The 23,693-nt window shown below is 71.4% G+C and carries 15 protein-coding genes; 11 read left to right on the top strand and 4 right to left on the bottom strand.

Annotated elements, in window-relative coordinates:
• Nucleotides 1–86 precede the first annotated feature (86 nt).
• The 5 genes from ACA511_RS19750 (at nucleotide 87) to ACA511_RS19770 (ending at nucleotide 5,899) form a co-directional block, all read left to right on the top strand.
• Nucleotides 87–1,307 carry a hypothetical protein gene (locus tag ACA511_RS19750; protein WP_375025869.1) on the top strand — a complete coding sequence of 407 codons (1,221 nt, stop codon included), beginning with the start codon at nucleotides 87–89 and terminating at the stop codon, nucleotides 1,305–1,307.
• Nucleotides 1,307–2,089, top strand: coding sequence for an SDR family oxidoreductase (locus ACA511_RS19755; RefSeq protein WP_375025870.1), 783 nt, complete (start codon nucleotides 1,307–1,309; stop codon nucleotides 2,087–2,089). Before ACA511_RS19750 ends, ACA511_RS19755 begins: the two co-directional genes overlap by 1 nt.
• A gap of 24 nt (nucleotides 2,090–2,113) precedes the next feature.
• On the top strand, nucleotides 2,114–3,274 hold the full coding sequence (locus tag ACA511_RS19760) for a sulfotransferase (RefSeq protein WP_375025871.1): 1,161 nt from the start codon (nucleotides 2,114–2,116) through the stop codon (nucleotides 3,272–3,274).
• Nucleotides 3,275–3,451: 177 nt separating this feature from the next.
• Complete coding sequence (locus tag ACA511_RS19765) at nucleotides 3,452–5,011, top strand: BBE domain-containing protein (protein ID WP_375025872.1); 1,560 nt, start codon at nucleotides 3,452–3,454, stop codon at nucleotides 5,009–5,011.
• Nucleotides 5,012–5,113: 102 nt separating this feature from the next.
• Complete coding sequence (locus tag ACA511_RS19770) at nucleotides 5,114–5,899, top strand: class I SAM-dependent methyltransferase (protein WP_375025874.1); 786 nt, start codon at nucleotides 5,114–5,116, stop codon at nucleotides 5,897–5,899.
• 18 nt (nucleotides 5,900–5,917) lie between these two features.
• Here ACA511_RS19770 and ACA511_RS19775 read toward each other — a convergent pair whose 3' ends face one another.
• Nucleotides 5,918–7,753, bottom strand: coding sequence for an arabinofuranosyltransferase (locus ACA511_RS19775; RefSeq protein WP_375025875.1), 1,836 nt, complete (start codon nucleotides 7,751–7,753; stop codon nucleotides 5,918–5,920).
• Nucleotides 7,754–7,766: 13 nt separating this feature from the next.
• Entirely contained in the window at nucleotides 7,767–11,528 is a 3,762-nt protein-coding gene (locus ACA511_RS19780) for a CDP-glycerol glycerophosphotransferase family protein (RefSeq protein WP_375025876.1), read from the bottom strand.
• A 504-nt stretch (nucleotides 11,529–12,032) separates the two neighbouring features.
• Here ACA511_RS19780 and ACA511_RS19785 point away from each other — a divergent pair.
• The 5 genes from ACA511_RS19785 to yjfF all read left to right on the top strand — a co-directional run bounded on the left by ACA511_RS19785 (nucleotide 12,033) and on the right by yjfF (nucleotide 17,034).
• On the top strand, nucleotides 12,033–12,254 hold the full coding sequence (locus ACA511_RS19785; RefSeq protein ID WP_375025877.1) for a hypothetical protein: 222 nt from the start codon (nucleotides 12,033–12,035) through the stop codon (nucleotides 12,252–12,254).
• A gap of 149 nt (nucleotides 12,255–12,403) precedes the next feature.
• Nucleotides 12,404–13,381, top strand: a complete 978-nt coding sequence (locus ACA511_RS19790) for an ABC transporter substrate-binding protein (protein ID WP_375025878.1) — start codon at nucleotides 12,404–12,406, stop codon at nucleotides 13,379–13,381.
• A gap of 79 nt (nucleotides 13,382–13,460) precedes the next feature.
• Nucleotides 13,461–14,972 (top strand): sugar ABC transporter ATP-binding protein, encoded by a 1,512-nt coding sequence (locus ACA511_RS19795; RefSeq protein ID WP_375025879.1) that lies wholly within the window; start codon nucleotides 13,461–13,463, stop codon nucleotides 14,970–14,972.
• Nucleotides 14,969–16,024 carry an ABC transporter permease gene (locus ACA511_RS19800; protein WP_375025880.1) on the top strand — a complete coding sequence of 352 codons (1,056 nt, stop codon included), beginning with the start codon at nucleotides 14,969–14,971 and terminating at the stop codon, nucleotides 16,022–16,024. Before ACA511_RS19795 ends, ACA511_RS19800 begins: the two co-directional genes overlap by 4 nt.
• Nucleotides 16,021–17,034, top strand: a complete 1,014-nt coding sequence (gene yjfF / locus ACA511_RS19805; protein WP_375025881.1) for a galactofuranose ABC transporter, permease protein YjfF — start codon at nucleotides 16,021–16,023, stop codon at nucleotides 17,032–17,034. The genes ACA511_RS19800 and yjfF overlap by 4 nt, the downstream gene beginning before the upstream one ends.
• 32 nt (nucleotides 17,035–17,066) lie before the next feature.
• Here yjfF and ACA511_RS19810 read toward each other — a convergent pair whose 3' ends face one another.
• Nucleotides 17,067–19,808 carry an AAA family ATPase gene (locus ACA511_RS19810; RefSeq protein WP_375025882.1) on the bottom strand — a complete coding sequence of 914 codons (2,742 nt, stop codon included), beginning with the start codon at nucleotides 19,806–19,808 and terminating at the stop codon, nucleotides 17,067–17,069.
• A gap of 91 nt (nucleotides 19,809–19,899) precedes the next feature.
• The gene (locus tag ACA511_RS19815) at nucleotides 19,900–22,698 is read right to left on the bottom strand and encodes an AAA family ATPase (RefSeq protein WP_375025883.1); all 2,799 of its coding nucleotides are present in this window, start codon (nucleotides 22,696–22,698) and stop codon (nucleotides 19,900–19,902) included.
• Nucleotides 22,699–22,895: 197 nt separating this feature from the next.
• On the opposite strand from ACA511_RS19815, the gene ACA511_RS19820 reads away from it, so the two are divergent.
• On the top strand, nucleotides 22,896–23,693 hold the full coding sequence (locus tag ACA511_RS19820; RefSeq protein WP_375025884.1) for an alpha/beta hydrolase: 798 nt from the start codon (nucleotides 22,896–22,898) through the stop codon (nucleotides 23,691–23,693).

Here is a 23,693-nt window from a genome sequence, read left to right on the forward strand (position 1 = left end):
ACCTGGCTTAGAACCGGTTCTAGCTTCTGGAGCCTCAGTGCCGCGAGCACAACGGTGTTCGCGCCCTGCGTCCCCAGGAGTGCCCGGTGGCCACCGACTCACCCGAAGGCAAGGCAGACGGCTTCGAATCGGCGACGCGCGTGTTCGCGGACGCGATGGTCGAGGCCGAGCGGATCATCCGTACCGCTCCGCACGTCAAGACCGATCAGGACCTGGCCGAGGGGCTCGACTACCTGTCCGGCAGCATCAAGGCGTGTCTGCACATGGTCGGCGCCTACCAGCAGGACTATCCGTTCTTCGCGTCCTCGACCGGGCCTTACACCAAGTTGGGGCTCGACAACCCGGACACGTTGTACTTCCACGCCTACATCCGGGACGACGCCGAGTATGTGGTGACCGGACGGCGGGGGACGACCGCCGATCTGAGCTTCCAGGTCATGAACGGCGACTACTCGCCTACGCAGTCGCCCGACAGTCTGACTGCGTTCGACGACCGCAAGCTCGATATCGCCGACGACGGGTCGTTCCAGTTGCGGTTCGGCCCGCCTAAGGATGACGCCGGGCCCGGTTACGTCGTGCTTCCGGACGGGGCGGCGATGCTCATCGCCCGGGAGGTGTTCAGCGACTGGGAAAGTGAGCGGGCGGGCGAAATTCGCATCCATCGGGCCGACACGCTCGGGACGTCTCCGCTGTCCGTCCCGTCCGAGCGGATGGCGCGGCGGTACCAGATCGCTGCGAAAATGCTGGTCTCCAGGATCCGTACGTTCCTGGCCTTCCCCGAATGGCATTACCTTCAACTGCCCGTCAACACGCTGACCGAGCCGCGGCTGACCCCCGGCGGGCTGTCCACCCAGTTCTCATCTGTCGGGCACTACGACCTCGACGACGACGAGGTCATGGTCATCACCGCGCCGGCCGCCGACCGGGAAGTGGCGCCCTACCAGGGCTTCCAGCTCGGCAGCATGTGGTACATCTCGCTCGACTACATCAACCACCAGACGAGCCTCACCGTCGACCAAGCGAGGATCGACGAGGACGGGAAAGTCCGGTACGTCGTCAGCGAGCGGGATCCAGGGCTCGCCAACTGGATCGAGCGGACGGGGCACAGTCGCGGTTATCTGCAATTCCGCTGGCAGCGGGTTGAGCGCGATCTCACGCCCGAGGACGGGCCCGCTGTGGAGGTCGTGAAGTTCGACGAACTGGCTCGCGTCCTGCCGTTCTATGAGAAACAGCGGGTCTCCGCGGAGGAGTGGGCGGAGAAGATCGCCGGTCGCCAGGTCGCCGTGGCGAAGAGGATGCTGGGCTGATGGCGGGGCTGCTGGAAGACAAGGTCATCGTCGTCTCCGGTGTCGGGCCTGGGCTGGGACGCGGGCTCGCCGTTCAGTGCGCCAAGGCCGGCGCCGATGTGGTGCTCGCGGCGCGCAATGAGGAACGGCTCGCCGAGGTCGCCAAGGAAGTCGAGGACATCGGGCGGCGTGCCGTCGTCGTCCCGACCGACATCAATGACGCGGCGGCGTGCGAGCGGCTCGCGGAGACGGCTCAACAATCATTCGGGCGTGTGGACGGCCTCATCAACAATGCTTTCGCGACGCCGCCGCTGACCGACCTGATGAAGGTCGACCTTGATGCGGTGCGGGCCGGGTTCGAGACCAATGTGCTCGCCGCGTTGCATCTGACCAGGTTGTTCGTGCCCGCATTGGAAGAGCGCGGCGGGTCGGTCGTGATGATCAACTCGGCGGTGCTGCGGCATTCGCGGCGGACGTTCGGCGCCTACAAGATGGCCAAGGCGTCGTTGCTCGCGATGGCGCAGAACCTTTCGACCGAGCTCGGGCCGCGCGGCATCCGGATCAACACCATCGCCCCCGGATACATCTGGGCCGACAACCTCCAGTGGTATTTCAACCACCTCGCCAAGAAGCGCGGCGTCACGATGCAGGACGTCTACGACGAGAACGCCGCGACGACCGACCTACGCAAACTGCCCGAGCCGGACGAGGTCGCCGACGCCGTGGTTTTCATGCTGTCGCCGCTGGCGCGGGCGGTCACCGGGCAATGCCTGGACGTCAATTCCGGCGAATGGCACCACTAGGCAACCCTAGGAGAGGGCGTACCGATGAGCGCAGGTCGCGACAGCGTGGGGACCGTCGAGGATCTCCACGCGTCCGCCGGCAAGGTGACCGGAATGGACGACTTCGGCGGTGACGAGTACCTGGACGGGCTGAAGGTTCTGCTGGAGTCCATGGAGAAGGAGGCCGGGCTCACTCCACTCGGGAACAAGGCGCACCGGGCCATGCTGCGCGGTGCCCTCGCGGCCCGGCTGTTCTCCGAGGCGTCCTGGAAACGGCATCCGGAGTACGCGGACGTGCCCATCGAGCGGCCTGTCTTCGTCACCGGCCTGCCTCGCACCGGCACCACCGCGCTGCACCGGCTGCTCACCGCCGACCCCGGCCACCAGGGTCTCGACCTGTGGTTGAGCGAGATGCCGCAGCCGCGTCCGCCCAGGGAGACCTGGGCGGACAACCCGGTGTTCCAGGCGATCGATGCCGCCTATCGTCGGCACCACATCGCGAACCCCGAATTCATGGGCGTCCATTACATCTCGGCGGACTCCGTCGAAGAGTGCTGGCAGCTTCTGCGGCAGAGTATGACGTCGATCTCCTACGAGTCCCTGGCACACGTGCCGTCCTATTCCTCTTGGCTCGCAGCACAGGATTGGACGCCCGCCTATCGCAGGCATCGCGCCAATCTCCAGCTCATCGGCCTGAACGACGTCGGACGGCGCTGGGTGCTGAAGAACCCCAGCCACCTCTTCGCCCTGGACGCGCTGCTCGACGTCTACCCTGACGCCCTCATCATCCAGACCCACCGGACACCGCGCACGGCCATGGCGTCCATGTGCAGCCTCGCCGCGCACGTCACGGCTGGATGGTCGGACCTGTTCACCGGCGCGGCGATCGGCTCCGCCCAGCTCGAACTGTGGAGCAGGGGCCTCGACCAATTCCACGAGGCACGGGCGCGCCACAACCCCGAGCAGTTCGCGGACGTCTACTACGACGACTTCGTCCGTGACCCGATCGGCACCGTCGCAACCGTTTACGCGCGCTTCGGCCTGCCGTTCACCGACGAGGCCCGGACGGCGATGGCGGAGCTTCACGGCGAGAGCCGAAGTGGCGCCGCCAAGCCGTCCCACCGGTACTCGCTCGCAGATTTCGGGCTTACGGCGGGCGACGTCGACGAGCGTTTCGCCGACTACAGCGCGACCCTGCCCACCTGACGCGGAACCCGCCGAAGCGATCAATCCGCCGCTACATGGCCCTTACCTGTCGTTTCCGGAGAGTGAGTGCCGGGAAGCTGAGAGTAGTCGAATACTGTGCGGCCGCTGCCGCCGCCCCCTGAGCGGTGTGACGGTCGCGCGGTGGCCGTTCGCGTCCTCTCAGAAGGTGGTGCTTCGATGACCAGCAGCTCTCCCCAGCCGTCGACGGTCGTGCGGCCGGGCGACAAGCGGTACCCCTCGCTCAGCCGCGGCTTCAACCAGCGGTGGATCGCCCAGCCCGAGTACGTCCGGATGCTGCGGTCGTCCGAAGAGGCCAAGGTCGCGCTGGAGCAGGCGGTGCGGGAGCAGCCGAAGAACCCGGAGCGCACGCGCATCACCGTCCGTTCCGGCGGGCACTGCTACGAGAACTTCGTGTGCGGGGACGACGTGCGGGTGATATTCGACGTCACCCAGATGTGCGGGATGTACTACGACCCCGACATGGACGCCTACTGCGTGGAGGCCGGCGCCAGCAACTGGCACGCCTACAGCCACCTCTATCCGATCAGCGGGAGGGCGCTGCCGGGGGGCTCCTGCTATTCCGTGGGCCTCGGCGGGCACATCACCGGAGGCGGATACGGCCTGCTTTCGCGGCAGTTCGGGCTCACCGTCGACTATCTCTACGCGGTCGAAGTGGCGGTCGTGAGGCGCGACCACACCGTCGAACTCGTCGTGGCGCGCCGCGACGACTGGAACGCCGAGCGCAGAGAACTCTGGTGGGCGCACACGGGCGGCGGTGGCGGAAACTTCGGGCTTATCACGAAGTTCTGGTTCAAGGACCTTCCGCAGCCGCCCAGCAGGGTGCGCCTGGCCGGCATCGCCTGGAACTGGGACGGCTTCACCAAGAGCGACTTCACGTCCCTGCTCAACACTTTCGGGGCGTACTTCCGCGACCACCAGGACCCGACCAAGGCCGCCGGGAAACTGTTCGCCCTGCTCGCGCTCAACCACCACAGCAACGGCCAGATCGGCCTCACCGCCCAAGTGGACATCGACGACAAGGACGGGGCCGCGACGATGGACGCGTTCCTCGCCCAGATCAACAGCGGGATACGCGCCGAGGCGACGGCGATGCGGACGTTCATGGGGGAGCGCCCGTCCCTCGGGCATTTGAAGATCCCGCGGGACATGCCCTGGCTGACGGCCACCCAGGTCCTGGACAGCAGCGGCGAGGACCAGTGCGGGAAGTACAAGTCCGCCTACATGCGCAAGCCGTTCGACGCGAAGCAGATAGACGCGATGTGGTCCCACCTCAGCAAGGACGGGCCCTTCCGCGACTACGTCAACCCGCAGTCCCTCATCCAGATCGACTCCTACGGCGGCGCCATCAACAGGCCGCCCCATGACACGGCGGCGCGGCAGCGCGACTCCATCATGAAGATGCAGTACCAGGTCTACTGGACGAAGAACGACCCCAAGGAAGCCAAGTACCTGGACTGGATCCGCAAGACGTACCAGGCGACGTTCGCCCAGACCGGCGGCGTCCCCAAGGTGGGCGACCCCAATCCGCAGGACGCGCTGACCGACGGCTGCTACATCAATTACCCGGACGTCGACCTCGACGACGCGACCTGGAACAAGTCGAATCAGAAATCGCCAGTCCTTTACTACAAGGACGCATATCCCGCCCTCCAGAGGGTGAAGCGCCGCTGGGATCCGCTGAACATCTTCCGCAACAGCCAGTCGATCAGGCCATAGCGCTCTCGCGGCCCGCCCCCGGGTGTCCGCCCGGGGGTAGCGGCCGGTGGCCGGGGTAGGGCACTCACCGCACCTGCCGGACCGCCCACGGGGATGAACTCGATGACGAAACCGCCGCCGCGCGTGCGGAGGAACCGCGCGAGCCTGACGTACAAAATCCGCTATGCGACCCAGAACCCGGACAAGATCAAGGCATATCTGTCCAGAGTCACCCGCGACCTGAAATTGCGCGCCGCCCATCGGAGCCATGTGGCCTACTACCGGGCCGTGATGAAGGCGGACGCGGCGCGGAGCCCGGAGGCCGCAGTCGGCAGCCCCACCCGTGAGCGCTGGCTGAAGCTCGGCCAGATGCAGTTCGACTACCTCGTCCAGCACGGGCTGAAACCCGACGACCGGGTCCTGGAGATCGGCTGCGGAAATCTGCGCGCCGGCTGGCGGTTCATCGACTACCTGGACGCCGGCAACTACTACGGCATCGACATCTCGCCCGACATTCTGCTCGCGGCGCAGCACACCCTCGTCCAGCAGGACCTTCAGGAGAAGCTGCCGCACCTGACGCTCGTCGACGACCTGAAGTTGCGGTTCCTGCCGTCCCACCATTTCACGGTCGTGCACGCGCACAGCGTGTTCAGCCATTCGCCCATCGAGGTCATCGACGAATGCCTCGCGCACGTCGGTCGCGTCCTCGCGCCCGGCGGATTCTTCGACTTCACCTTCGACCGCACCGAGGGAACCGAGCACCACGTCCTCCGCGAGGACTTCTACTACCGCACCGAGACGCTGACCCGGCTCGCCGGACGGCATGGTTTCGCGGCCCGCTTCATGGACGACTGGGAAGAGCTCCCGCATGGCCAATCGAAGATCCGCGTCACCCGCGCCGAGCCCTGACCGCCGGGACGCCAGGGGTCAGCGGTCGCGGCGGATGGCGACCACGGTGTCGCTCGGGAGCATCCGCACGGTGAAGTGGGCGGCGGCGAACTGCTCGGGGCGGAAGCGGACGTCGCGCCACGTCCACGCCGCCGGGCCCGCGCGCAGGATGAACACGTCGATGCGGCCGAACCGGGTCTTGCCCGCGGCGGCCGCGAACCCGGCCGGATCGCGGACGGCGGCCAAGGCGGTCAGGGCGGCGTGGCGGTCGTCCCAGTGGGTCGTGCTGGACGCGGCGGTGCGGTCGACGGCGATGTAGCCGGGCCACGGCAGGAAGGCGAACAGCCGTTCGTCATAGGAGAGCGTGCGGGGTGCGGCGCCGCGTCCGAGGACGCCGGTCACCGTCCTCCGGATCGGCGTGACCGGGAACCAGCGCGTGGTGGGCCGCGCCGGCGCGTAGCGGGGGAGGGCGCCGCCCGGACGCGGCTCGGCATGGGCGAGCGTGGCGTAGCGTCGGCTGCCGCCGGTGGTGGCGATGTCGCTGGTCGGCGGCGTCCAGGCGTGCCAGTAGGTGAACGCGGACCAGCCGATCAGCCCGGCGACGGCGGTGGCGGTGAGGCCGTGCGGGATCGTGTCGCGGGTGGCGAGCCGGCGGATCAGGCCCGGCGCCGCGTGGGCGATCGTGAGGACGCCCGCGATGGCGAGCAGCACCGTGATCATGCGGGCGGTGTGGTAGTAGAGGCCGGTATGTCCCGTGATGATGTAGCGGGTGGCGGCGACGGCGCGGTACAGGTAGGCGCTGGCGACCAGGCAGAGCAGCGGGGTGGCCCACCAGGCGGCGCGGCGGTACCAGACGACGCCCAGCAGGCCGATCGTCTGCAGGGCGCCCAGCGGCGTGGCGGTCAGGAACGGGAACGGCTCGCCGGTGATCGCGGGCGCCGGGAACTGGTCGGAGACCATCTGCCCGCCCTCGCGCAGCAGCGCCCAGCCGTAGGGGACCACGTACCAGCTCGCGGTCACGGCGGCCACTACGACCACCTTGACCAGGTACGACACGTAGCGGCGGCGGTCGTCGGACGTCCGCCAGGCGAGCCAGGCCAGGACGATGATCCCGGCCGCGCCCCACAGCGCGAACCCCAGGTAGGTCGCCACGATGAGGCCGCCGAGGACGCCCGCCGGCAGCCAGTGCAGCCGGCCGCGCGGCGGGCGGCCGAACGTAGCCGCGACCCACGGGATGAACACGGCCAGCGCGACGACCTCGTGCGCCTTGCGCGGATCGGCGAAGGTCACCAGCGCGGCGGCGGCGACGGCGAGCGCGGCGGGCGCGGGCACGAGACGGGTCCACAGCATGAACGTCAGGAGCACGGCCCCCGAGATGGTCAGGATCTGCGCGTCGCCGAGCAGCTGCCACGCGGGGACGCCCAGCAGCGCCGCGATTCTGCCGACCAGCCACGGGAACAGCGGCGGGTACTCGGTGGGCGTCCCGGCGACGATGCCGTCCGTCGGGACGGCGGTGGCGCTGTAGCGGGTGACCATCGCGCTCATCCGGCCCTCGTCCCCGACGAGCCCGGCGAAGCCGAAGGGGGTGCCGTACAGGGAGTTCCGCAGGGCGAGCGCCACCCACGCGGCCAGCAGCCCGGCGCACACCCCCGACAGCGCGTCCGCGCGGGACGCGCCGCGCCAGGCGGCCGCCAGCGCCAGCGCGGCGGCGAGCAGCAGGCCGCCCGCGGCGATCGGCAGGACCGCGCCCCGGGGAGTGAAGGGGTTCCGGTCGGCGAGGGCGGGCAGCAGCATCGCCGCGGGGGTCGCCACGACCCACGCGATCAGCGCCAGGACGGCGGGGTGCCGTGCCGCCCGCGGGCCGGTGCGCGTCATGCCGGGGGTCTCATCAGCCGGACCGCAGGACGCGGTCGACGACCCGGCTGGCGGCCTTGCCGTCGTCCAGCTCGCAGAAGCGCTCGGTGAACCGCTCGTAGGGGGCGGTGTAGGCGCGTCCGACCTCGTCGATGGAGCGGAGGGCCTCGATCACCTCGTCGGACGAGCCGAGCAGCGGGCCGGGCGCCTCGTGTTCGAAGTCGAAGTAGAAGCCGCGCAGCTCGTCCCGGTAGTGCTCCAGGTCGTAGGTGAAGAACAGCATGGGACGGCCTGTGTTCGCGTAGTCGAACATGAGGGACGAGTAGTCGGTCAGGAGGACGTCCGCCGCCAGGAACAGCTCCGCGATGTCGGGGTAGGCCGACACGTCCCGGACGAAACCGCCCGCCACCTCTGGGACGGTGTCGACCACGTTGGGGTGCCGCCGGATCAGCAGGACGTGGTCGTCGCCGAGTTCGGCCGCCGCCCGCTCCAGGTCGAGCCGCATGTCGAGCCGGTACTTCCCGGGGCCGTAGTAGCTGTCGTCCCGCCAGGTCGGCGCGTACAGGACGGCGCGCTTGCCCGGCGGCAGGCCGAGCCGCTCGCGCACCCGCGCGGCCAGCATCTCTCGGTCGGGGGAGGCGAGCACGTCGTTGCGCGGATATCCGGTTTCGATGAGTTCGCCCTCATAGCGGAACGCCCGGCGCAGGATCGGCGTGCTGAAGGCGTTCGGGGAGACCAGATAACTCCAACTCGGCGTCTCCTTGGCCACCTTCTCCAGGTAGCGGGCGTTGGCGAACTGCACGTCCTCGATGTCGAACCCGATGCGCTTCAGCGGCGTGCCGTGCCACGTCTGCACGACGACCTGGCCGGGACGGCGGACGAACCACTCGGGCAGGTGCGCGTTGGTGACGATGTAGCGGCTGCGGGCCATGGCCTCGTACCACTCGGCCCCCCACAGCCGCACGGGACGCGCCGTCTCCGGCAGCTCCACCTGCGCGTCGCGGACCACCCACAGATGCTCCACGTCGGCGTCCCGCCGCACGAACTCCTCGTGGATGGCGCGGGGGCTGTCGGAGTACTGCTTGCCGGAGTAGCTGTCGTAGAGCACCGCCGGCCGCAGGGAGCCGAGGCGGCGGGGCGCGCGGTAGCGGCGCGCGCGGGTGCGCGCCTGGCGGTAGGCCCCGCGCTCGTCCGGCCGCAGGTCGGAATGGACTTCCACCACCGGGACGTCATACCCCTGCTCGCGGAGAACGTAGCGCCGGCCGTCCAGCGTCGCCTCCACCGGGAGCCCGTCGATCGCCGCGTGGTCCAGCGGGACGGCGAGGCTCCGCCCGGCGGGGTCCGCGGCGCTCGCGGGCCGCCGGAAGCGCACGTCCCACTTGCCGGACGCCAGCGGCAGGACGCCGCCGAGGGACGGCAGCCGGCTCAGCGGGAGTTCCGCGCTGAACCGCCCGTCCGCGCGGGCCAGCGGGAACGCACGCTCCTCGTTGCGGTCGCGGCTGCGCAGCACCAGCTCGGCCGGGTCGGGCACGCCGGGCGGGCAGTCGCCGGTCAGCACCAGCGTCCTGTCCCGCCGCCAGGACGCGCCGGTGAGCAGCGGGCGGGGGGTGCGGGCCTTCAGCCCGGCGTATCCGTGCCGGGAGCGGTAGACGACGAACTCCCTGCCGGCGAAGGCGTACAGGCCCTCGGGGACGTCGGAGTCCAGGACGATCCGGACCAATTCGTCCGCCGCCCCGGAATCGTCCGCCCCGGAATCGTCGGCCGGGGCGGGGTCGTCGGGGGCCGCCTCGTCGCCGGCCGCCTCCGGGGACTCCTCGGCGGCGAAGTCGTCGGGCGCTCCGGGGGTGCCATCGGGCTCGTCCGTCGAGGTGAACGCGCCGGGCATCGCGGGGGCGCCGCCCGCCGCCGGGGCGTCCGCGGCCGCCGAACCGGTCGGGAGGCTCAGGTCGAGCCGCCAGCCGACGCCCTCGTCGGGCTCGGCGCCGGGCACGCTGCCCGGATCGTCCTCGTGGACGGGCATGTCGTCGATCAGCTCGCTAAGCGGGATCCTCGCGCGGAACCCGCCGTCGGGACCGTCCGGCGCCACCGGATACCGGTTCAGCGGCGTCCCGGCCCGCCTTCGCACGACCACCGCCGCGCCGTCCGGCACGCCGCCGGGGACCGTGCCCCGGATCTCCATCGCGTCGTCGGCGACCCGGTGGGCGGTGAGGCGGGCCCGCACCGTCTCCACCCGCAGCCGCAGCGTCCCGCCGCGCGTGATCAGCGGGACGATCCGCACGTTCTCGGCGACGTAGTGCCAGGACGGATGGGCGCCGCTGCCGGAGGACGCCGCCGCGAGCGCGCCGCGCCGCAGCACCCCCCGGTCGTACACGCCGGCCGCGACCAGCCAGGTCCCGTCGACGTACCGGCCGCCGCGCCGCAGCCGCTTCGGGTCGATCGTGCCGGCGAACCCCGACCACCTGTGGCTGCGATGCGGGTCGCGCGCGACCTCGTCGGCGTCCGGGCAGCGCCGGGTCCGCGCGGGGATCACCCGCGTCGCGCCGCTCCCCGTCTCCCGGAGGCCCACGACCTTGAGGGACGACCAGGGGAAGCGCGTCCCGATGTTGGCGATGAAGGCGTGCCCGGTGATGTGCAGTCTGCCGTCCCGCCACGTCGCCTCGTGCAGTTGCGCGCGGGCCGCCAATTCCTCGCCGAGCCGGAACACCTGCCGGGGAATGCGCAGCCGGCGGTCCCGCCAGAACGGATACCGTGCGTAATGGCGCCACAGTCGGCGGGTCACGGGAATCCGCAGGCCGCGGCGTTCGTACCGCAGCACCTCCAGCAACTCGGGCACCAATCCGCGGCCGACGAGGTGCCACTTCAGGCGCATCATGGCGGGCAGATCGTTCAGCGCCGTGCGGTCCGCCTGCTCCAGGAAACCGTGCGCCAGTTCGACGAATCGGGTGCGGAACTCGTCGTCGGCCTCGTCCAGCACATTCAGGAAGATCCGCAGGTCGCTGCGCAGCGCCACCTCGTCGTATTCGCGTTTGCACGCGCGCACTTCCGGTTCCGGCCGCGAGCCGAGGAACCGGCTGACGGTCTCCACCGCCGCGAAACGGTCGGTGACCGCGCCGATCTCGGTGCGGCGCTGCGTGATCGACAGCGCGCCGCCGACGCGCTGCCGCCAGTAGTAGACCGGCTCGCTCACGACGTCGACGGACGAGGCCAGGAAATGCGCCGGCAGGGTGACCGGGATGTCCTCGTACAGCACGCCCTCGGGGAAGCGGAACGCGTGCTCGTCCCAGAACCGGCGGCGGAAGACCTTGTTCGGCACCAGCCGGTCGTACATCAGCAGGTGGTCGCGGGTGACGTGGGTGCGCAGCCGCGTCGTGCCCATCGGGCGGCGGTGCATCGGCGACTGCTCCAGCCCCTGGTCGGTCAGCAGCTGGACGTTGCCCGAGGCGATGTCCGACCCCGTCCGCTCCAGGGTCCCGACGAGGAGTTCCAGCGCGTGGCCGGGCAGCACGTCGTCGCTGTCGACGAACGCCAGGAACCGTCCGCGCACGTTCGCCGCCCCCACATTGCGCGCGTGGCCGAGTCCGCCGTTGGGCTGCCGGATCAGCCGGAACCGGGGATCGCGGCCGGTGAAGTCCCGGGCCACTTCCGCGCTGCCGTCGGTCGATCCGTCGTCGACGAGCACGACGTCCAATTCGCGGATCGACTGCCCGGCGATCGAGGCCAGGCATTCCGCGAGGTACGGCTCGACGTTGTAAATGGGCACTACGACGCCGATACGCGGCTCCGGCTCGGATGTCATTACGGTGCCTCCCGTCCCCCGTCACGGATTGCGATCTCCGCTGTGGGACGCTTACTCGGGCCATGCCGATCACATGAGCCGGCCACCAAAGAGCCGCTCCGATGCTCCTCCCCGTCTGCGAACACCTTCGGGAGGCGGGGTTGCCGCTATGACCGGCCTCTAACATCACGGCCCACGTTAACCCCGTGCTTGGCCAAATCTTGAGCCGCGCAGACGCCCGTTTGATGCGGGATCTCCCCAGGCCGACCCGCCGATCTCCCCAGGCCGGCACGCCGGTCTCCCGGCATCTCTCGCAGCCCGGAGACGCCCATCGCGACCTCCGTTCGGGAAGGCCGACCCGGCGGCGCACGACCCGCCCCGTCCGAGCAGGCAGGCTCTGTTAGCGATATCAGACCGGCGCGTCAAGGTCGGCGTGAAGTCCTGTTGTGCCGCCAGGGGGATTGACACGGCAATGAGTTAGCGCAAACATTCGTGACACGCGCCACACGGACGAAGGCGGGCAAAGTGGACGAGACACGGAACGGCCGCGCGGCCGAACGCCGGCGTGCGCCGGCGAAGGACGTCGCCGGGGCGGCAGGGGGACGGGCCGAGGCCGTCTCGCGGCGCCCCGGGATCCGGCGCTGGAACGCGCCCGGCACCGCTCGGTCCGCAGGTACCAGGCGGCGGGTGCGCCTCGTCGCCGGGGCCGGACTCGTCGTCCGCGAGAGCACCGGCGTCCCGTCCTGAGCCCGCAGGTCCTGCCGCGCGGGTCTTCCGCGCCATGGAATGTTAGCGCTAACACAACCCCCGCCCCGGACGTTCGACCCGAGGCCGTTCCCAGAGACACCCCCCAGACGCCCTTCGCCGAGCACCCCCGAGGAAGAAGGAAGAACCCCATGTTCAAGCGGCTCATCGTCGCCGTCGCCAGCGCCTCGCTGGCGCTGACGGCCCTCAGCGCCTGCGGCTCCGGCGGCGGCTCCGGCTCAGGTTCCGGCTCCGGGAAACTCGTCCTCGGCTTCTCGCAGGTCGGCGCCGAGTCGGGCTGGCGGACGGCCAACACCAAGTCGATCCAGGAGGCCGCGAAGACCGCGGGCGTGGACCTGAAGTTCTCCGACGCGCAGCAGAAGCAGGAGAACCAGATCGCCGCGATCCGGTCGTTCATCAAGCAGAAGGTCGACGTCATCGCCTTCTCGCCCGTGGTCGTCACCGGCTGGGACGCCGTCCTCAAGGAGGCCAAGGCCGCGGACATCCCGGTCGTCCTCACCGACCGGGCCGTCGACTCCGACCCGTCCCTCTACGTCACCTTCCTCGGCTCGGACTTCGTCGAGGAGGGCAAGAAGGCCGGCGACTGGCTCGTCAACGAGTACAAGGACACCAAGGACCCGGTCGACATCATCCAGTTGGAGGGCACCGTCGGCGCCGCGCCCGCGATCGACCGGAAGAAGGGCTTCGAGCAGGCCATCGCCGCCAACCCCAACCTCAAGGTGATCGCCTCGCAGTCCGGCGACTTCACCCGCGCCAAGGGCAAGGAGGTCATGCAGGCCCTGCTCAAGGCGCACAAGGACGTCGACGTGCTGTTCGCCCACAACGACGACATGGGCCTCGGCGCGATGCAGGCGATCCAGGAGGCCGGACTCACCCCCGGCAAGGACATCAAGATCGTCACCGTGGACGCGGTCAAGGACGGCATGCAGGCGCTCGCCGAAGGCAAGTTCAGCTTCATCGTCGAGTGCAACCCGCTGCTGGGCGGCCAGCTGATGGACACGGCGAAGAAGGTCAAGGCCGGCGAGAAGGTCCCGAACCGCATCGTCACCGTCGAGACCGTCTTCGACCAGGCCAAGGCCAAGGAGGCCCTGCCGACCCGCAAGTACTGACCCACCGCGAGTCCCGGCGGGGCCGCGGCCGGCCCGCGACCCCGCCGGGCGCCCGAGCATGGAAGGGGAGGAGACGGCGATGACCGCTCCCGTCCTGGAGATGGACGGCATCTCCAAGGGGTTTCCCGGCGTCCAGGCCCTCGACGACGTGGCGTTCCGGCTGTTCCCCGGCGAGGTGCACGCGCTGATGGGCGAGAACGGCGCCGGGAAGTCCACCCTGATCAAGGTGCTGACCGGCGTCTACGAGGCCGACGCCGGAACCGTCGCGATCGGCGGCCGCGGCGCCGTCATCCACGGCCCGCTGCACGCCCAGCGGCTCGGCATCAGCACCGTCTACCAGGAGGTCAACCTCTGCCCGAACCTGTCGGTCGCCGAGAACATCTTCATCGGACGGCAGCCGCGCCGGTTCGGCCGCATCGACTGGACCGCGATCAACCGCCGCTCCGCCGAGCTGCTGGCCCGGCTCGACCTCGACCTCGACGTCACCGCGCAGCTCGGCTCGTACTCGCTGGCGGTGCAGCAGCTCGTCGCGATCGTCCGGGCGGTGGACCTGGACGCGAAGGTGCTGATCCTGGACGAGCCGACGTCCAGCCTCGACCGCGGCGAGGTCGGCCGGCTGTTCACCGTCATGCGCCGGCTGCGGGACGACGGCGTGGCGATCCTGTTCGTCTCCCACTTCCTGGAGCAGATCTACGAGGTCTGCGACCGGGTGACGGTGCTGCGCAACGGCCGCCTCGTGGGCGAGTACCCGATCGCCGAGCTGAGCCGGTTCGAACTCGTCGCGAAGATGACCGGGCAGGAGCTGGCCTCCCTGGAGGAACTCGACGAGGAGTCGCCGGACGTCGTCCGGGGCGAGCGGCTGTTCGCGCTCGAAGGCGTCGGGCGGACCGGCGCGATCGCCCCCGTCGACCTGGACCTGCACGCGGGGGAGGTGGTCGGTTTCGCCGGCCTCCTCGGCTCGGGCCGCTCCGAACTCGCCCGGCTGATCTTCGGCGCGGACCACGCCGACTCCGGCCGGATCCGGACGGACGACGGCCCGGTCTCCATCAGGACGCCGCGCGCCGCGATCGACCGGGGCGTCGCGTTCTGCCCCGAGGACCGCAAGGGCGACGGCCTCGTCATGGACCTGACCGTCGAGGAGAACATCGTCCTCGCCATGCAGGCCGCCCGCGGCTGGCTCCGGCCGCTCACCCAGCGCAGGCGCGACGAACTCGTGGACGAGTACATCAAGGCGCTGCGCATCCAGCCGCCGAACCCGGACACCCCGGTGCGGAACCTCTCGGGCGGAAACCAGCAGAAGGTGCTGCTCGCCCGCTGGCTCATCACCCGTCCGAAGCTGCTGATCCTGGACGAGCCGACGCGCGGCATCGACATCGGCGCGAAGACCGAGATCCAGCGGCTCGTCGTGTCCCTGGCCCGCGACGGCATGGGCGTCGTGTTCATCTCCGCCGAACTGGAGGAGGTGCTGCGCATCTCGCACAAGGTCGAGGTGCTGCGGGACCGCAGGCTCGTCGCCGAACTCCGCAACGACGGGTCCCTGACCCCCGAACGCATCCTGCAGACCATCGCGAACGGAGACGCGGAGAAATGACCCGCGCCGAATCCCTCTCCCGCCTCGCCGCCCTCACCAGGAGCACGCTGTTCTGGCCGGTGACCGTGCTGGTCGCCATGCTCCTCGGCAACGTGATCTTCACGCACGGCTTCCTGGCGGTCCGCATCCGGCAGGGCCACCTCTACGGCAGCCTCATCGACATCCTGCTGTTCGGCGCGCCGCTCATCCTGGTCGCCCTCGGCATGACGGTCGTCATCGCCACCGGCGGCATCGACCTGTCCGTCGGCGCCACCGTCGCCATCTCCGGCGCGCTGGCCTGCTACCTGATCAGCGAGGGGCACGGGCTGTTCGTCGCGATCGGCGCCGCCGTCGTCGTGTCCCTGCTGCTGGGGGCGTGGAACGGGCTCCTGGTCACCCGGTTCGGCATCCAGCCCATCATCGCGACGCTCATCCTCATGGTCGCCGGGCGCGGCGTCGCCCAGCTCATCACCGGCGGGCAGATCATCACCATCAACGACCAGGACTACAAGCTGATCGGCGGCGGCTACTGGCTGGGCCTGCCCTTCGCGATCATCCTGGTGGCGATCGCGCTCGCGGTCACCGTCGTGCTGACCCGCCGCACCGCGCTCGGCATGCTGCTGGAGTCCGTCGGCGGCAACGCCGAGGCGTCCCGGCTGGTCGGCATCCGCGCCACCGGGCTGATCGTCCTGGCGTACGCGTTCTGCGGGCTGTGCGCCGGGATCGCCGGACTGATGATCAGCTCCAACACGCTGTCGGCGGACGGCAACCACGCCGGCCTCTGGATCGAGCTGGACGCGATCCTCGCCGTCGTCCTCGGCGGCACCGCCCTCACCGGCGGCCGGTTCTCCCTGGCCGGGACGGTCGTCGGCGCCCTCATCATCCAGACCCTCGACACCACCATCTACACCGCGGGCATCCCGCCGCGCACCACGCTCGTCTTCGAGGCGGTCGTCGTCACGATCGTGTGCCTGCTCCAGTCGCCGGCCTTCCGCGCGAAGTTCGGCCGGCGGCGGCGCGGACGCCGCGCGGAGCCCGCGCCCGCCACGCCGAAGCAGGAGGTCACCGCGTGAGCGCCGTCCTTTCCAGCGCGATCGGCCGGGGCCGGCTCCTCGCGCCGCGCCGCCGGCACGTCCCCGTCCTGGTGACCCTCGGGCTGTTCGTGGCGGCCTTCGCGGTCGGGGCGATCCGCTACCCGAACTTCGGCACCGCCCAGGTCTTCCTCGACCTGTTCATCGACAACGGCTTCCTCATCGTCGTCGCGGTCGGCATGACGTTCGTCATCCTGACCGGCGGGATCGACCTCTCGGTCGGCTCCGTCGTGGCGCTGTCGGGCATGCTGTGCGCGATCGGCACGATGAAGCTGCACCTGCCCGCACCGGCCGTCATCCCGCTGGTGCTGGCCTTCGGGACGCTGTTCGGCGCCGGCATGGGCTACATGATCCAGGTGTTCCAGGTGCAGCCGTTCATCGCCACCCTCGCCGGGATGTTCCTGGCGCGCGGCCTGTGCCTGACGCTCAGCGAGAACCAGATCTCCATCGACGACTCCTTCTTCGACGCCCTCGCCCTGAACTCCCTCCACCTCCCGGGCGGCACCCACCTCTCGTACGGGGCGGTCACGGCGCTGGCGGTGTTCGCGGCCGGCGCCTTCGTCCTGCAGTGGACGCGCACCGGCCGCAACGTCTACGCGGTCGGCGGCAACGAGCAGTCGGCGCTGCTGATGGGCCTGCCCGCCGGCCGGACGAAGATCCAGGTGTACGCGATCAGCGGCTTCTGCTCGGCGCTCGGCGGCGTGCTGTTCGCGCTGTACACGCTGTCGGGCGACCCCACCCACGCGATCGGCATGGAACTCGACGCGATCGCCGCCGTCGTCATCGGCGGGACCGTCCTCACCGGCGGCTCCGGGTACCTCGTCGGCAGCGTCCTCGGCGTCCTCGTCCTCGGCGTCATCAAGACCATCCTCAGCTTCGAGGGCACCCTCAGCTCGTGGTGGACGCGCATCGCCATCGGCGTCCTGCTGTTCGGCTTCATCGCCCTCCAGCGCCTCATCGGCATCCGCCGCCGCCCCCGCGCGTCGACGTAGGGCCGGGTCGGCCGACCGGCCGAAACCGTGGTTCAGGCGTCGTCGTGCAGGACGGAGGCGAGTTTGCGGCGCGAAGTGATGGCGAGCTTCCGGAAGACCTTGGTGAGGTGGTATTCGACGGTGGACGTGCTGATGAACAGGCGGGCCGCGATCTCGCCATTGGTGGATCCGGCGGCGGCGAGGCCCGCGACCTGCTTCTCCTGCGGGGTCAGGACGTGGGCGGTCTGCTCGTTGCGCCCGCGGGGGCGTTCGCCGGTCGCGAGGAGTTCGGCTCGGGCGCGTTCGGCGAAGGCCGCGGCGCCCATCGCCGTGAACATCCCGTACGCGGTCCGCAGTTCGGCGCGGGCGTCGGCGCGGCGCCTGCGCCGCCGCAGCCACTCGCCGTAGAGCAGGTGCGTCCGGGCGCGCTCGGTCACGATCCGCGTGCGGCCGAGCAGGTCCGCCGACTCGCGGTAGAGGTCCTCGGCCCGCTCGTCCCCGGCCGTCAGCGCCCTGCAGCGGGCGAGCAGTCCGAGCCCCCAGGGGGTGCCGCCGGCCGGGGCGCGCTCCGCCAGCCGGGCGAGCGCGGCCTCCGCGGCGTCGCGGTCCCCGCTCCGCACGCCCGCCTCGACGATCTCGTGCAGCGACCGGGCGCCGACGCCGGGCTCGTCGCGCTCGAACGACGGCAGGACGTGGGCCAGCGCCTCGCCGTAACGTCCGAGGCTGGTCTCCAGGACGGCCAGGGAGTTCATGACGAAGCCGTCGAAGCCGACGTCCGCCGCCGCCACCGCCCGCGCCTCGGCCTCCCTGCCCCTCCAGGCCAGGAGTTCGATCCGCTGGATCGTCCCGCGGTGCGGCCGGCCGACGACGGCGGACAGTTCCGCCAGCTCGTCCTGGAGCGCGTCGGCCGCCTCGAACCGGCCCGCGCGCAGTTCCCAGGCGGCGCCGACCATGAGCGTGGTCCGGAGCGTGCCCAGCGCCCCGTGGGTCCGGTCGTAGGCTTCGAGCCGCCGCCACGCCCGGCGTCCGCCCTCGTCGTCCCACACGTCGTCGGCCGCGAGCATGCTGATGAGGGCGAGCGGCAGGCCCTCCTCGGCGAGGTTCTCGTCCGTGCCCAAGGCGGTCAGCGCGCCGCGCATCAGCGGCACGGCGGACCGGTGGCCGACGGCGACGCGCGTGGCGTAGCCGTCCAGGAACAGGTCGGTGTAGGTCGGTTCCGCCGACTTCGCCGCGGGTGACGCCAGCACCTCGCGGGCGAGGTCGCGCAGGGTGAGGGTGGCGGCGCGGTCGTCGGTGAACAGGACGGCCTGGAGCGCCTCGAACATCATCTTCCGGGCCAGCCGGGCGTCCAGCCCGGCGATCGACTCGGCCGCCTCCAGGAGGATCGCGGGGGCGGCGGCGAACCGGCCGGAGTACATCTCGACCGTCGCCCTGGTCTGGCGGGCGAGGGCGCGCTGCACGGGATGGCCGAGGCCGCGCTCGGCCCGGTCGAGCATCCCGCCGGCGGCGACCGGATCCCCGAGGACGAGGTGGGCGCGGGCCGCCGCGGCGAGCCGCGCGGCCTGGTCGCGCGGATCGGGGGACAGGTCCGCCGCGCGGGACAGGAAGGCGGCCTGCTCGGCATGGCCGCCGCGTGACCGCGCACGTTCGGAGGCCGTCTCCAGCTCGGCGGCCACCTCCTCGTCGAGCCCGATCGTGGCCTCCGCGCGGTGCCACGCGTGGTGGTCCGGGTCCAGCACGGGATCGGTCACGGCGGCGAGGGCCGCGTGGACGAGCCGCCGGTCCGCCGCGTCGGCGCCCCGGTAGACGGCCGAGCGGATCAGCGGGTGCCGGAAGTCCAGCGCGGGGGTCAGGATGCCCGCGGCCAGTGCGAGATCGGCCCCGTCGGCGGCGATGCCGAGATGCTCCGCGGCCCGCCAGAGCAGCGCGGGATCGTCCGGCGGCGTGGCGGAGACGAGCAGGAGCAGCGATCGCGTCCCGGCGGGGAGCCGCTCGACCTGCCGCAGGAAATGGGTTTCGAGGGCCCCGCCGGCCGGGAGCGGCCTGGGCAGCGGGGCGATGCCGGTCAGCTGCTCCGCGGTGAGCGCGCGGGCGAGTTCGGTCAGCGCCAGGGGGTTGCCGCCGGTGCCGGCGACGATCTTCGCGGCGACCGCGCCGTCGAGGCGTCCGGCGATGCTCGCGGCCAGCAGGCTCTCGGCGTCGTCGTCGGGCAGCCCGGACACCGTCAGGGCGGGGAGCCCGTCGAACAGGGCGTGCCCGTGCGGGCGGGTGGCGAAGAGCAGCCCGATGGTCTCGGCGTGCAGGCGGCGTGCGACGAAGGCCAGGGCCTCGGCGGACTCCCGGTCCAGCCACTGCGCGTCGTCGACCACGCACAGGAGCGGCTCGGACGCGGCGGCGCCGGCGAGAAGGGTGAGAGCGGCCATGCCCGCGAGGTAGCGGTCGGCGGGGACCCCGGCCATGCGGCCGAACGCCGTGCGCAACGCGTCGCGCTGCGGGGCGGGGAGCGCGTCGACGCCGGGCAGCCAGGGACGCAGCAGCCGGTGCAGCGCCGCGAACCCGAGGCGCATCTCCGATTCGACCCCGGCGATCCGGACGGCGCGGACGTCCGGGCGGTTCGCGGCGGCCCGGTCGAGCAGGCTGGTCTTGCCCGTCCCGGGCTCGCCGACGAGTACGTACGTGCCGCTCCGTCCCTCACGGACGCCGCCCAGAAGGTCCGCCAGGACGCGCAGCTCCTTGTCGCGGCCGATGAACGGGACCGGTCGGTCCGGGAAGCCGGTTGGTGCGTGTCCGCCCATGTCGCCCCCTACTCGCTGGGACAAGGGGAACATCCGGGGCGGATCGGGACGCTAGGGAAGAGCCCTAATCGTCGGACCCAGGGTCCCGGCGCTAGACCTCCTGGGTGCGGAGGGCGTCGGCGAGCAGCCGGCGGGAGGAGATGCCGAGCTTGGCGTAGATGTGGGACAGGTGGTACTCGACGGTCTTCTGGCTGACGTAGAGCTCCGCCGCGGCCTCCTGGTTCGTGCGTCCGCTCGCGATGACGTACGCCACCGACAGTTCCCGTTCGGTCAGCGTGAACAGGCTGCCGGGATCGTTCTCGGACGCCGTGAGCCCGCTCGCCGCCAGATCGTCCTCGCACCTCCGCAGGAACGGCGCGGCCCGCAGCGCGCTGAAACGGCCGTGCGCCTTGTTGAGCCAGGTCGCCGCGTCCCGCCGCGGCGCCGCCCCCGTGGCCAGGAGGAGCCTCCCGTGAGCGTGCTCCAGCATGGCCAGGTAGAGCGGCGTGGCGTCGGCGTCCGCCTCGACGGTGAGGGCCCGGTCGTAGATCTCCACGGCCTCGCGCGGACGGTCCCGGGCCTCGGCGAGCTGACCGGTCAGCCTGGCGACGACGACCCGGAGGTAGCCGCCGCCGCCGTGCTCCGCCCGCAGGTCGCGCAGCGCCGCGGCGGCGGCGCCGGTCTGCCCGGTGCCGGTCAGCGCCTCCACGAGCAGCGACTGCTGCCACAGCCAGAAGGGCTTGTACCGCAGGCGGAGGGCGCGGTCGTCGTCGAGCAGCGGACGCAGCGCGCGTTCCATGGCGGGGAAGTCGGCCCGCGCCTGCGCCACCGTCGCCTCCGCCAGGGACGAGTAGACGATCTCGGTGGCGGAGCCGAGGGCCCGCACGATCTCGGAGAGGTCGTCCAAATGCCGCAGGGCGCGGTCCCACTCGCCCCTGCCCGCCGCGACGCACACGGCCGCGAAGCGGGCCGCGGCGTCGGCGCCGAGCTGACCCTGCGTCGCCGCGACGGCCAGCGCCCGATCCGCGGCGGACTCGCTCCCCACCCAGTCGCCCGCGAGGTAGTGGACGACCGACTGGAGCGAGAGCGTCACGGGCCCGAGTTTGGATCCGGCGCCCTGCTGGTCGCGCAGCGCCACGGTCCGGAGATCGGCGCGCGCCGAGGAGAGGTCCCCCAGGAACAGCCGCAGGACCCCGCGGGTCGCCAGCGTGTCGAGGTTGTGGTCCGGCGTCTCCGAACCCGCCACCGGCAGGTGCGCGACCTCCGCCAGCGCCGCGCGCGGACCCTCGTGCCACATCCGGCCGGTCGCCAGGATCGCCCGGGTGAGGTCGGACGTGGCCGGGTCGAGACCGCCGATCGTCAGGGTGCGGCGGGCGATCTCCGCCGTCTCGGCGCCCCGGCCGTGCCAGATCATGATCTGGGCCAGGAACGTGCCGGCCAGGGCCGCGACCCAGCCGGCGTCGGGCAGCGACCGGGCGTCCCGCCACGCCCGGGTCAGGTGCGCCTCGGCGGCGGGAAACCGTCCCGCCATCATGTCCATGGCCCCGAGGACGCAGCTGCGCAGCGGCCCCGGCGAACATGCCTCGACCCGCTGCCGGAGGTTCGCGGTGCCCTCGGGCCGCATGGTGAGCAGCGACTGGGCGCAGGACGTGAGCAGCCGCCGCTCCCGATCGTCCCGGCCGGCCGACAGGGCCGAGGCCCAGCCGAGGCGTGTCGCGGCCACGGCGTTGCGTCCGGCCGCGGCCTCCGCCGTCCCGGATCGCTCCAGGTCGGCGGCGAGGCGGTCGTCGGCGGTGGCGGCGGCCGCGACCCGGTGCGCCCAGCTCGCGGCCGTGCTCACGAGGTCCGCCGCGCCCGCGTGCAGCGTCCGGCGCCGCTCGGGGGTCAGCGTGTCGTAGATCGCGTCGCGTTGGAGGGCGTGCACCAGCGCGACGGGGCTCTCCGGATCCTTCGGCGACCACAGCGCGAGCCCGGCCGCCAGGGCGGGGCCGAGCGCGCGGGCCGGGTCCGGGAGGCCGGCGAGCCGGCCGGCCGCCGACAGCGGCACCCGCGCGTCCAGGACCGCCATCGCCTCCAGCAGTTCGCGGGACTCGCGCGGCAGCCGGGAGAGCTGCGCCCTGATCCCCGCCAGGAGCGAGCGGGGGACGGGCCAGTGCTCCAGCACTCCGTCGCCCAGCACGTCAGGGGGGATCTCCGCCAGCACCGTCCGGACGTGCAGCGGATGCCCCCGGGTGTACGCGTACAGCCGTTCGCTCAGGCCCGGCGCGAGCGTGCCCGCGACCAGGGCCCGCGCCAGCCGTGCGACGTCCTCGCCGCCGAGCCCGCCCAGCTCGACCTTCGCCGTCCGGTCCGAGGACCGCAGCAGCCTGTCCAGCGTCTCGTCGGAGGACTCGGCGTCCGGACGGATCGCCAGGACCGTCAGGACCCGGTCGGCCCACAGGCGGCGCAGGACGAAACCCAGCGCCTGGACCGACAGCCGGTCCGCCCACTGCAGATCGTCCACGACCAAGGCGACGGGGTTCCCTGACTGCTGCAGCGCGCCCAGCAGAAGCAGCAGCTGCCCGCCGATCACGTGCGGGCTCGTCCCGGCCGCGGGCTCCGCCAGCAGGGGGAACGTCGACGCGGCCGGACCGGCGTGCCGTGTCAGCTGCCCGATCACGCCGTAGGGGAGGTCGGCCTCCGACGCGTCCCCGGTCGCCCACAGGACCGTGAAGTCGTCCAGGGACGCGGCGAATCTGCGCACGAGAGAGCTCTTGCCGATCCCGGCCTCTCCCTCGACGACGGCCAGCCAGGACTCGTTCGCCCTGACCTTGCCCGCGCAGTTCCGCAGCCGTTCGGATTCCCGCTCCCGGCCGACGAACAACCCGTCCGCGGCATCGGGTCCACTCGCCCCGCCCCCACCACTCGTCACAGATCGCTCCTTGGCGTCGCCGTGGCGCGCCGTTGAATCTGCACCGCGACGGTAACCGGGCGGTATGCACTGACCCTAGAAATCCCCACGTAACCACGCAAGTCGGACAGGCAGACTGGGGTCTTCCCCGGATACGAAGCACCCGGCGCGGATGGTGTCCTGATGCCACAGACCAGGACGGCGCTCGGAGGGGCAGCATGACGACACCGATTCCCATCGTCTTCATCCACGGGCTATGGCTGCACGCCACATCGTGGGCCCCCTGGACGGAGCTGTTCGGCGCGGAGGGCTACGCGCCGATCGCCCCCGGCTGGCCCGGCGACCCCGACACCGTGGCCGAGGCCCGCGAGACCCCCGAGAGCATCGCCGACCACGGCATCGACGACGTCGTCGAGCACTTCGCGGGGATCATCCGCACCCTGGACTCCGCACCGATCCTCGTCGGCCACTCCTTCGGCGGGATGATCGCGCAGAAGCTGCTCGGGCAGAACCTGGCCCGCGCCGCCGTCGCGATCGACGCCGCGCAGATCAAGGGCGTGCTGCCGCTGCCGCTGTCCGCGCTGCGCGCCACGCTCCCGGTGTTCAAGAACCCCGCGAACCGGCACCGCGCGGTGTCCCTGACCGCCGAGCAGTTCCGGTTCGCGTTCGGCAACGCGATCCCCGAGGACGAGTCGGACGCCCTGTTCGAGAAGTGGACGATCCCCGCGCCGGGCAAACCGCTGTTCGAGGCCGCCGCCGCGAACTTCAACCCGCACTCCGCGGCCAAGGTCGACACCGGGAACGAGTCGCGCGGCCCGCTGCTGCTGATGACGGGGGGCAAGGACCACACCGTCCCGGAGGCGGTCGTCCGGGCGACCCTCAAGCAGTACCGGCACTCCGAGGCCGTCACCGACATCACCGACTTCCCGGCCAAGGGCCACTCGCTGACCATCGACAGCGGCTGGCGCGAGGTCGCCGACACCGCGCTGACCTGGCTGCGCAAGCAGTCCCTCTGA

The organism is Actinomadura sp. GTD37 (assembly GCF_041951365.1).
Taxonomy (GTDB): Bacteria; Actinomycetota; Actinomycetes; order Streptosporangiales; family Streptosporangiaceae; genus Spirillospora.